This is a genomic window from Idiomarina sp. ST10R2A5 (genome assembly GCF_051842325.1).
GTDB lineage: Bacteria > Pseudomonadota > Gammaproteobacteria > Enterobacterales > Alteromonadaceae > Idiomarina > Idiomarina abyssalis.
The window spans coordinates 105,194-113,955 of sequence record NZ_JBNIEX010000008.1; the positions used below are offsets into that span (position 1 = coordinate 105,194).

Sequence of the window (8,762 nt, forward strand, 5' to 3'; positions counted from 1 at the left end):
ACAAGGGTGAAATATGGCTGGTCATTCCAAATGGTCTAATATTAAGCACCGAAAAGCCGCGCAGGACGCTAAGCGCGGCAAAATTTTTACTAAATTAATACGTGAGATTACGGTTTCCGCTCGTGAAGGGGGCGGAGACCCTGAAACCAACCCTCGCTTACGTGCTGCTATCGATAAAGCCTTATCGAATAACATGAAGCGTGACACCATAGATACCGCAGTAAAGCGCGGCTCTGGTGATCTTGAAGGCGATAATCTTGATGAGCTGACCTATGAAGGCTATGGCCCTAATGGTGTCGCTGTATTGCTGGAGTGCATGACCGACAACCGAAACAGAACGGTTTCCGATGTTCGTCATGCATTCACTAAATTTGGAGGCAATTTGGGCACAGATGGCTCGGTCGCTTACTTATTTAATAAAAAAGGCGTTATTAGCTACCCAGCAGAGGTTACAGAAGAGCAGCTCATGGAGCCCGCACTTGAAGCCGGTGCAGAAGATCTTATTACATACGAGGGCAGCGGTATCGATGTCATGACCTCACCGGAAAATTTCGGTTCCGTAAAAGACGCTCTGGATGAAAAAGATTTAGAAGCCAGTAACGCTGAAGTGACTCAGGTGCCTGATACTCGAGTTGACTTAGATGAAGAATCTGCAAGAACCTTCTTAAAATTACTGGATGCACTTGAAGACCTGGATGACGTTCAAAATGTCTATCATAACGCCGATATCTCAGATGAGATAATTGCACGGCTGGACGACTAAGTGGCCATTATTCTGGGTATTGACCCGGGCTCAAGGTTAACGGGTTATGGTGTTATTGAACAGCGCGGTAGGCAGCTAAGCTATTTAGGCAGCGGCTGTATAAAAATTATCGGAAGCCGCGCTGAGCCGCTGACATTAGCCGAAAAACTTCGCCGCATACACGACAGTGTGAGTGAATTAATCACTCAGTTTAAACCTGACGAGTTTGCAATAGAGCAGGTATTCATGGCAAAGAACCCGGATTCGGCATTAAAGCTTGGACAGGCGAGGGGCGCGGCAATAGTAGCGGCTGCTTGTGCTGAGCTTCCCGTAGCGGAGTACTCTGCTCGCCAAATAAAGCAGTCGGTTGTGGGGAACGGCGGTGCCGAGAAGTCCCAGGTGCAGCATATGGTGATGGCACTATTGAATTTGCAACGGTGTCCGCAAGAAGACGCAGCGGATGCGTTAGCGGTAGCCTTATGCCATGCTCACAGCTCTCAAAACTTGATAAAAATGGCAGGTGCTGCGCGCAAAACTGTGCGTGGACGCCTGCGTTAATGGAGTACAAAAGTGATAGGTCATATTCAGGGCGTACTTACCAGTAAACAACCACCTGAGGTCGTGCTTGATGTGCAGGGCGTTGGTTACGAAATTCAATTGCCAATGACGTGTTTTTATCAACTGCCCGCAGTAGGCGAGACGATTAAACTCATCACTCATTTTGTGGTGCGGGAAGATGCCCAGTTACTCTATGGTTTTATTTCCTCTTCCGAACGCTCGCTGTTTCGGTTGCTGATAAAGACTCAGGGGGTAGGTCCAAAACTGGCATTGGCTATTTTATCGGGTATGTCGGCAGATGAGTTCGTCATTGCGGTTAATCACAATGACGTTAGCCGGCTGGTAAAACTGCCTGGTGTGGGTAAGAAAACCGCCGAGCGGTTAGTCATTGAAATGCGCGACCGTCTTAAAGACTGGCAGCCCGCGACACCATTTACTGACAGCGCTCCGCTTGATAACCAGGGTACAGACGCCAGGGAGCACCCGGCAGATGCACGCGCAGATGCGGTGAGTGCGTTGCAGGCTCTTGGTTATAAAGAAAATCAAGCTGAAAAAGCCTTACAAAAGGTGTACTCTGCAGAACATAATAGCGAGACCTTGATTCGACTGGCGCTAAAACAGCTGTCGTAAGGAAGTCCAATGATTGAAGCCGATCAGATACCCACTCAACGCCTCATTGAGCCCGATGTACAAGGTGAAGATGAAGCCGTTGACCGTGCTATACGACCCAAAGCTTTGGCGGAATATACCGGCCAGAAGCACGTGGTTGAGCAAATGGGCATTTTTATTGAGGCCGCGCGTAAACGTCAGGAAGCCCTTGACCATTTATTGATATTTGGTCCGCCAGGGTTGGGGAAAACCACACTCGCAAACATTGTCGCTAACGAGTTGGATGTCAGTATTAAAACAACGTCAGGACCTGTTCTCGAAAAAGCCGGAGACTTGGCGGCCCTATTGACAAACCTGGAAGCACACGATGTTTTATTTATTGATGAGATTCATCGGCTGAGTCCCGTTGTTGAAGAAATTCTCTATCCTGCCATGGAAGATTACCAACTGGATATCATGATAGGCGAAGGTCCGGCTGCCCGCTCTATCAAATTGGATTTACCACCTTTTACGTTAATTGGTGCAACGACCCGGGCGGGAGCGTTAACTTCACCACTTAGGGATCGTTTCGGTATTGTTCAACGTCTTGAGTTTTACGATGTTAATGAATTAACGGACATCGTAGCGCGCTCCGCTCACTTTATGAATGTCCGAATGCTGGATGGAGGCGCAAGGGAGATAGCCCGTCGCTCCAGAGGTACGCCTCGTATCGCCAATCGACTTTTGCGCCGAGTACGGGATTACGCTGAGGTCAGAGGTAATGGTGATGTTGATGAAGCCACTGCAAATGCAGCTTTAACCATGGTGGATGTTGACCAGGCTGGTTTTGATTATATGGATCGGAAGCTGTTATTAGCCATTATGGAAAAATTTACCGGTGGACCGGTAGGGTTAGATAATTTGGCGGCGGCAATAGGTGAAGAGAAAGATACAATTGAAGATGTGCTTGAACCTTACTTGATTCAACAAGGCTTCTTACAGCGAACACCGAGAGGCCGGATAGCTACGCCACGCGCTTATCAGCATTTTGGGTTAAAGCCTGAGAAATAAAAAAAAGCCCGCACAATGTGCGGGCAAACAGAACAACAAGAAGGAAGTTAAATCCAGGGAACTATTACTCAATAAACAATCTCAGAAAAAGTGACAACCAATCTCTTTGTCTTTGATATGCTGAGTATTATAAGGTTAATCTGATTCTGATCAAACAAGAAAAATTAGATGTTCGAATTAAAAAAACTAATCTGGAATTGATTTTTGTTGACTAAAAAAAGCGCAACATATTTATAACAATGAAATAAAGTTTATAAAAAACAACATGTTGTTATTTTTGTGTTTCAATACTGTCATAAAAAAAAGTCTGTTGATAAAGTGACCAGTGACAGTTTTGAAGGCTTCTTTACAAAATATTACACAACAGTAACTTTTCGGAACTTTACTTGAGGTGGTAATGTCTCATTGTGACTTTGAATGGCCGATTCGTGTTTACTACGAAGATACGGATGCAGGTGGTATCGTTTATTATGCCAACTATCTCAAGTTTATTGAAAGAGCACGGACAGAGTGGTTACGATCGTTAGGGATTGAACAGGATACTTGGTTAGCTCACAATATCGCTTTTGTGGTTCGTAAGGTTGAACTCGATTTACGACTGGCAGCAAAGTTTAATGCCGAGTTGAATGTGACTGTAAAAGTTACACAGATAAAGAAAGCTTCATTGGTTTTCGAACAAAAAGTTTTGGCGAAGGATGGCAGAGTACATTGCCAGGCAACAGTTGTAGCCGCTTGCATTGATAATCAGGCAATGCGTGCTGTTGCTATTCCGGAACCGATAATTTCGCGTATTCAGTCAGGGGTTTAAAGCGTGCAAGCAGAGTTATCGTTTATTGATTTATTCATGCAGGCCAGCTTATTAGTAAAGCTGGTAATGGTAATGTTATTGGCGATGTCAGTCTGGGGCTGGGTGCTAATTTTTCAGCGCAAGAAAGTGCTGAAGCAAGCACGAAACGATGCGCTAAAATTTGAAGACCGCTTTTGGTCAGGCGTCGATCTTGCTCGCCTTTATCAGGAAATTTCGGCCCGTGCGAAAAACGCGCGAGGTCTGGAGTTATTATTTCATGCGGGCTTTAAAGAGTATGCCCGGCTGCGCAACCATTCAACGACAAATACACAAACAATGCTTGAAGGTGCGTTTCGTGCAATGCGTGTTGCACACGCCAGAGAAACTGAGAAGTTAGATAATAACCTGGGAATTCTTGCGACCATTGGCTCTATCAGCCCGTATATCGGCTTGTTTGGAACCGTTTGGGGCATTATGAACGCTTTTATCGCTTTAGGTGCCGTACAGCAAGCAACCTTAGCTATGGTTGCTCCGGGAATCGCTGAAGCACTTATCGCTACCGCTATGGGTCTTTTCGCTGCTATACCGGCCGTTATTGCATACAACCGATTTACGACAACCGTTGAAAAAGTAGATAATCAATACATGAACTTTATTGATGAATTCATCTCGATATTACAACGTCAGTCTTCGGCGCAGGCAGGAAAGAGTAAAGTAGAGGGCGAAACGGTATGATGGTAATGCCGCGCAAGCGTCGTAAGCCGGTTGCGGAAATTAATGTGGTTCCTTATATCGACGTGATGTTGGTTCTGCTTATTATTTTCATGGTAACAGCGCCATTAATTACGCAGGGTGTTAAGGTCGACTTACCAAAAGCAACCGCAGAGCCACTTTCTGAGGAAAGTAAACCGCCACTAGTCGCGTCAGTTGATGCTGAAGGCCGGTATTATCTCAATCAGGGTGATAGCAAGGATACGCCTATGCAGGCGGACGAGTTAGCAACACTGGTTGCGGCGCATTTGCAAGTTGAACCCGATACACCCGTAATGGTGAACGGTGATGGTGCGGTATCGTATAATCAAATTGTACAACTGATGGTGTTACTGCAAAGAGCAGGTGTGCCTTCAGTCGGCTTAATGACAGATTCGTCGGATAATTAGTTGTGGCAAAATCAGATAGCTTAACCTTACCGCTGATATATTCGATTGCGATTCATGCCGTGATAGCCGGTGTGTTGTTGATCAGCTTTGAATTTACGCCATCAGCGCCTGAAGCGATGGAAGTCAACCTTGATCAAAGCGAACTCGGCATGTCTGAGGAAATTGTCAGCGCAGTTACTGTAGATAAATCGAAAGTACAGCAACAGGCCGATAAAATTCGACAGAAAAAAGCTGAACAAGAAGCGGCTGAGCAACGTCGAATAGAAAGACTGGAAAGACAAGCCGAGGAAGCTCGTAAAGCCCGTGAGCGAGAAGAGCAGCGTAGAAAAGAGATTCAGCGTCAGCAAGAGCTGGAAAGGCAGGAAGCTGAAAAAGCGAGACAGCAGGCTGAGCGAGAGAAAAAAGAAGCGGAACGGTTAGCCCAGGAAAGAGCTAAAGCAGAAGCTGCCGCAAAAGAAGCGGAGCGGCGTAAGCGCGAAGCAGAAGAGGCTGAGCGCCGAGCTGAAGAGGAGCGGCGTAAGCGCGAGGAAGAACGCCGTAAGCGCGAGCAGGCGGAGCGTGAAGCTGCAGAGCGCGAAGCGCAACTGCAAAAAGAGATGGAAGAAGAACGAGCCCGGCGTCAGGCCGCACGACGCCAACAGGTGATGAGTGAAGTTGAAAAATATCAGGCACTTATTCAGCAAACTATTCAGCGTAACTGGAATGTTGATGACTCTATGCGTGGTAAGTCTTGTGAACTGACTATCAGGGTTGCACCGAGTGGGTTCGTTAAGTCAGTAGACACAGGTAGTGGCGATGCGAACGTTTGTCGCTCAGCCCAGAACGCGGTATTGAAGGCGACAACCTTGCCGGTTTCTGAAGATCCAGAAATTTATGAACAAATGAGTACGATTAAACTGACTGTAAAACCGCAGTTGTAACAAGGTGACCGATGAAAAAAATATTAATTAACAGCTTATTACTCTTTGTTGCGCTAACAGCTATTGCTCGCGCAGGGGTATTGGAAATCGTCATCACGGAAGGTATTGATACCGCACGACCAATTGCGGTTGTGCCGTTTGAATGGAAGGGCGAAGGTGAAGCTCCGAGCGAGCTTACCGACGTAATTGCGGCTGACTTGATGCGCAGTGGTAAGTTTAATCCAATTCCTTCAAGCGCCATGCCGCAACGTCCGGCTGCAGATGACGACATTGATTACTCTGCATGGGCGAAAATGGGAGTTGAGGCGATTTTAGTAGGTTCGATAGAGCCATACTCTGTTGATCGTTACATGGTTAAGTTTGAAGTTATTGATGTGCTAAGAGGACAAATTACGGGCGGTAATTCGCAAATGTTACGCAATGGCGAATTAGTTCAGAGTAATGACCATATTCTCGATTCTCGTTCAAGCGTTATCGATGGCGACCAGTTTCGTTCTTATGCGCATCGAATTTCCGATGTGGTTTATGAGGCGTTAACGGGTGAACGCGGCGCCTTTATGACTAAAATTGCTTATGTGACAGTGAATCACGAAGACCGTTATCCTTATAAACTGGCAGTAGCGGACTATGACGGAGCGAATGAGAAAATCCTGCTGCGTAGTCCGGAGCCTCTCATGTCACCATCCTGGTCTCCTGATGGAAACAAGCTTGCGTACGTCAGTTTTGAGAACAAAACGGCGGAAATATTCATACAGGACATCTACACCACCCGTCGGGAAAAGACAACATCGTTTCCGGGTATTAACGGAAGTCCGGTTTTCTCGCCAGATGGTAAAAAATTAGCTATGGTGTTATCAAAGGATGGTAATCCTGAGCTTTATGTATTTGATATTAATACGAAGGACTTGCAACGTATCACTCGTAATCGTACGATTGATACAGAGCCTAACTGGACGCCTGATGGTGAATCCTTAATTTTCACCTCAGAAAGAGGTGGCAGACCACAGTTATATAGCGTAAATTTATCATCAGGTCAGGTTCGTAGGTTAACCTTTGAAGGTGAACAGAATTTAGGTGGTACAATAGTACCGTCTGGCAAGGATATGGTTTTAGTTAACAGAACACGAGGCAACTACCATATCGCTAAACAAGAATTCCCGCGTGGGAATATGCAAGTTTTAACAAAAACGGCATTAGATGAGTCACCCAGTGTGGCACCAAATGGCAGTATGGTTATTTACAGTACAACGCATAATAACAAACAAGTACTGGCATTGGTTTCTATCGATGGGCGTTTTAAAGCACGGTTACCGGCAACCGATGGTGAAGTGAAGTCACCGGCTTGGTCGCCATACATGTAAAACACAGCCTGAATGGTTAAATTGTTCGATAAAACGATAAGGACGAAAAGGATGCAGCTTAATAAACTTTTTAAAGCTCTGGCAATCGTTGTACCAATGGCAACTCTGGCCGCTTGTAGCTCAAATCAAGAAACTGATTCAGGTGCAGGTGCAGGTCAAGAGACCAATCAACAAGCTGAGCAAGACTCTGGTGTTCAAACTGGAGCAGCAGAGCGCGCTAAAACGATGGAAGAAGAGCGTCAAGAGAAAATGGAAGCGTTACGTAAAGAACACATCGTTTACTTCGCTTTTGACAAATCTAACATCCAGTCAGAATACACTGACTTGTTGTCAGCTCACGCTGACTACTTAGTGAAAAACCCGTCTGTAAAAGTTGTTATTGAGGGTCATACCGATGAACGCGGTACACCTGAATACAACATTGCGTTGGGTGAGCGTCGTGCTCAAGCGGTTGAAAACTACCTGCATAACTTAGGTGTTCAGGATTCTCAAACCTCTACTGTGTCATATGGTGAAGAGAAGCCGATGGTAAACGAATCAAACGAACGCGCATACGCCAAAAACCGTCGTGCCGTTTTAGTTTACTAATCTAAGAAAAGCGGATAGTACATGAGAAAAACGCTGTTAGCTGTATGTTTGTGTGTGCCTGGGGCCGTTATGGCCCAGGCACCTGTTTCTGGATTGTCATCTTCAGGTGATGTTGAGCAACGTCTCGAGCAAATTGAGCGTATGCTCGAAGCTCGCTCAGACGCTCAACTTAAAATGCTGAATCAGTTAGGCTCTCTGCAGCAAGATGTTGCTGAGTTAAGAGGCATAACCGAAGAGCATGAGTATCGTCTGGAGCAACTTTTAGAGCGCCAGCGCGAGCTGTATAAGGAAATTGATCGTCGCTTCAGTAATTTGAAGCAGAACAATAGTCAGAGTAATGAAGTGACTGGCAACTATGACGATCTAGAGCAGGTTCCTACACAAACAGACGGCAGCAGCTATTCTCCTAACTTGAGTGAGAATGACGCTTACGACAAGGCTATTGCATTAGTTCTTGAAGATAAACGTTATGATGATGCGATACCCGCATTTCAGTCCTTTCTTAAAAACTTCCCAAATTCGACCTATGCGGCAAATGCGCATTACTGGCTCGGGCAGTTGTTTTTTGCAAAACGTGAATACAACGAAGCGAAACAGCAATTTGAGACTGTTGTAAACGATTACCCGGATAGTAATAAGCGTGGCGACTGCTTGCTGAAACTAGGTGCTATAGCTAGTGAACAGAATAAGTCGGCAGATGCTAAGGCTTATTATGAACAAGTGGTCAAAGAATACCCAGATAGTACCGAAGCTAATTTGGCAAAACAGCGCCTTAATTAGTAACAACTGAGCAACATGTGTTCGTGATTTGAGCAGTTGCACGGTTTTTTTCAATTTTCAGTTGCATACGCGCACTATTTCAGTAAACTATGCCGCCGTTGCCAAGCAGAAACGGCAGCAAAATTGGCGTTGGGTTGTTAGCTCAGTTGGTAGAGCAGTTGACTTTTAATCAATTGGTCGCAGGTTCGAATCCTGCACAACCCACCA

General features: G+C 45.8%; 11 protein-coding genes and 1 tRNA gene. All 12 read left to right on the forward strand.

Going from position 1 to position 8,762, the window contains the following annotated elements; genetic code table 11:
* Positions 1-13 precede the first annotated feature (13 nt).
* The 12 genes from ACP7FG_RS10895 (at position 14) to ACP7FG_RS10950 (ending at position 8,762) form a co-directional block, all read left to right on the forward strand.
* The gene (locus tag ACP7FG_RS10895) at positions 14-763 is read left to right on the forward strand and encodes a YebC/PmpR family DNA-binding transcriptional regulator (protein ID WP_439226377.1); all 750 of its coding nucleotides are present in this window, start codon (positions 14-16) and stop codon (positions 761-763) included.
* The gene (gene ruvC, locus ACP7FG_RS10900; RefSeq protein WP_439226378.1) at positions 764-1,300 is read left to right on the forward strand and encodes a crossover junction endodeoxyribonuclease RuvC; all 537 of its coding nucleotides are present in this window, start codon (positions 764-766) and stop codon (positions 1,298-1,300) included. It begins immediately after the preceding gene.
* A 12-nt stretch (positions 1,301-1,312) separates the two neighbouring features.
* Positions 1,313-1,930, forward strand: a complete 618-nt coding sequence (gene ruvA / locus ACP7FG_RS10905) for a Holliday junction branch migration protein RuvA (protein WP_439226379.1) — start codon at positions 1,313-1,315, stop codon at positions 1,928-1,930.
* Positions 1,931-1,939: 9 nt separating this feature from the next.
* Entirely contained in the window at positions 1,940-2,959 is a 1,020-nt protein-coding gene (gene ruvB / locus ACP7FG_RS10910; protein WP_054486848.1) for a Holliday junction branch migration DNA helicase RuvB, read from the forward strand.
* A gap of 397 nt (positions 2,960-3,356) precedes the next feature.
* A complete protein-coding gene (ybgC, locus tag ACP7FG_RS10915) occupies positions 3,357-3,767 on the forward strand; it encodes a tol-pal system-associated acyl-CoA thioesterase (protein ID WP_224797958.1) in 411 nt (136 codons plus the stop codon).
* Positions 3,768-3,770: 3 nt separating this feature from the next.
* Positions 3,771-4,481: a protein TolQ gene (tolQ, locus tag ACP7FG_RS10920; protein WP_224797959.1), complete on the forward strand. Its 711-nt coding sequence runs from the start codon at positions 3,771-3,773 to the stop codon at positions 4,479-4,481.
* Positions 4,478-4,906, forward strand: coding sequence for a protein TolR (gene tolR, locus ACP7FG_RS10925; RefSeq protein WP_054486855.1), 429 nt, complete (start codon positions 4,478-4,480; stop codon positions 4,904-4,906). The genes tolQ and tolR overlap by 4 nt, the downstream gene beginning before the upstream one ends.
* Positions 4,907-4,908: 2 nt before the next feature.
* Positions 4,909-5,826 carry a cell envelope integrity protein TolA gene (gene tolA, locus ACP7FG_RS10930; RefSeq protein WP_439226380.1) on the forward strand — a complete coding sequence of 306 codons (918 nt, stop codon included), beginning with the start codon at positions 4,909-4,911 and terminating at the stop codon, positions 5,824-5,826.
* Between the two features lie 11 nt (positions 5,827-5,837).
* A complete protein-coding gene (gene tolB / locus ACP7FG_RS10935) occupies positions 5,838-7,187 on the forward strand; it encodes a Tol-Pal system beta propeller repeat protein TolB (RefSeq protein WP_439226381.1) in 1,350 nt (449 codons plus the stop codon).
* Positions 7,188-7,238: 51 nt separating this feature from the next.
* A complete protein-coding gene (pal, locus tag ACP7FG_RS10940; RefSeq protein ID WP_054486859.1) occupies positions 7,239-7,775 on the forward strand; it encodes a peptidoglycan-associated lipoprotein Pal in 537 nt (178 codons plus the stop codon).
* A gap of 69 nt (positions 7,776-7,844) precedes the next feature.
* A complete protein-coding gene (ybgF, locus tag ACP7FG_RS10945) occupies positions 7,845-8,555 on the forward strand; it encodes a tol-pal system protein YbgF (RefSeq protein ID WP_439226382.1) in 711 nt (236 codons plus the stop codon).
* Between the two features lie 131 nt (positions 8,556-8,686).
* Positions 8,687-8,762: transfer RNA gene (locus ACP7FG_RS10950), tRNA-Lys, on the forward strand.

Bases quoted from the DNA above. Each gene is read 5' to 3' on its own strand.
- ACP7FG_RS10895 (WP_439226377.1), top strand. From the start codon at position 14: ATGGCTGGTCATTCCAAATGGTCTAATATTAAGCACCGAAAAGCCGCG.
- ruvB (WP_054486848.1), top strand. From the start codon at position 1,940: ATGATTGAAGCCGATCAGATACCCACTCAACGCCTCATTGAGCCCGAT.
- tolR (WP_054486855.1), top strand. From the start codon at position 4,478: ATGATGGTAATGCCGCGCAAGCGTCGTAAGCCGGTTGCGGAAATTAAT.
- ybgF (WP_439226382.1), top strand. From the start codon at position 7,845: ATGGCCCAGGCACCTGTTTCTGGATTGTCATCTTCAGGTGATGTTGAG.
- ybgC (WP_224797958.1), top strand. From the start codon at position 3,357: ATGTCTCATTGTGACTTTGAATGGCCGATTCGTGTTTACTACGAAGAT.
- pal (WP_054486859.1), top strand. From the start codon at position 7,239: ATGCAGCTTAATAAACTTTTTAAAGCTCTGGCAATCGTTGTACCAATG.
- tolB (WP_439226381.1), top strand. From the start codon at position 5,838: ATGAAAAAAATATTAATTAACAGCTTATTACTCTTTGTTGCGCTAACA.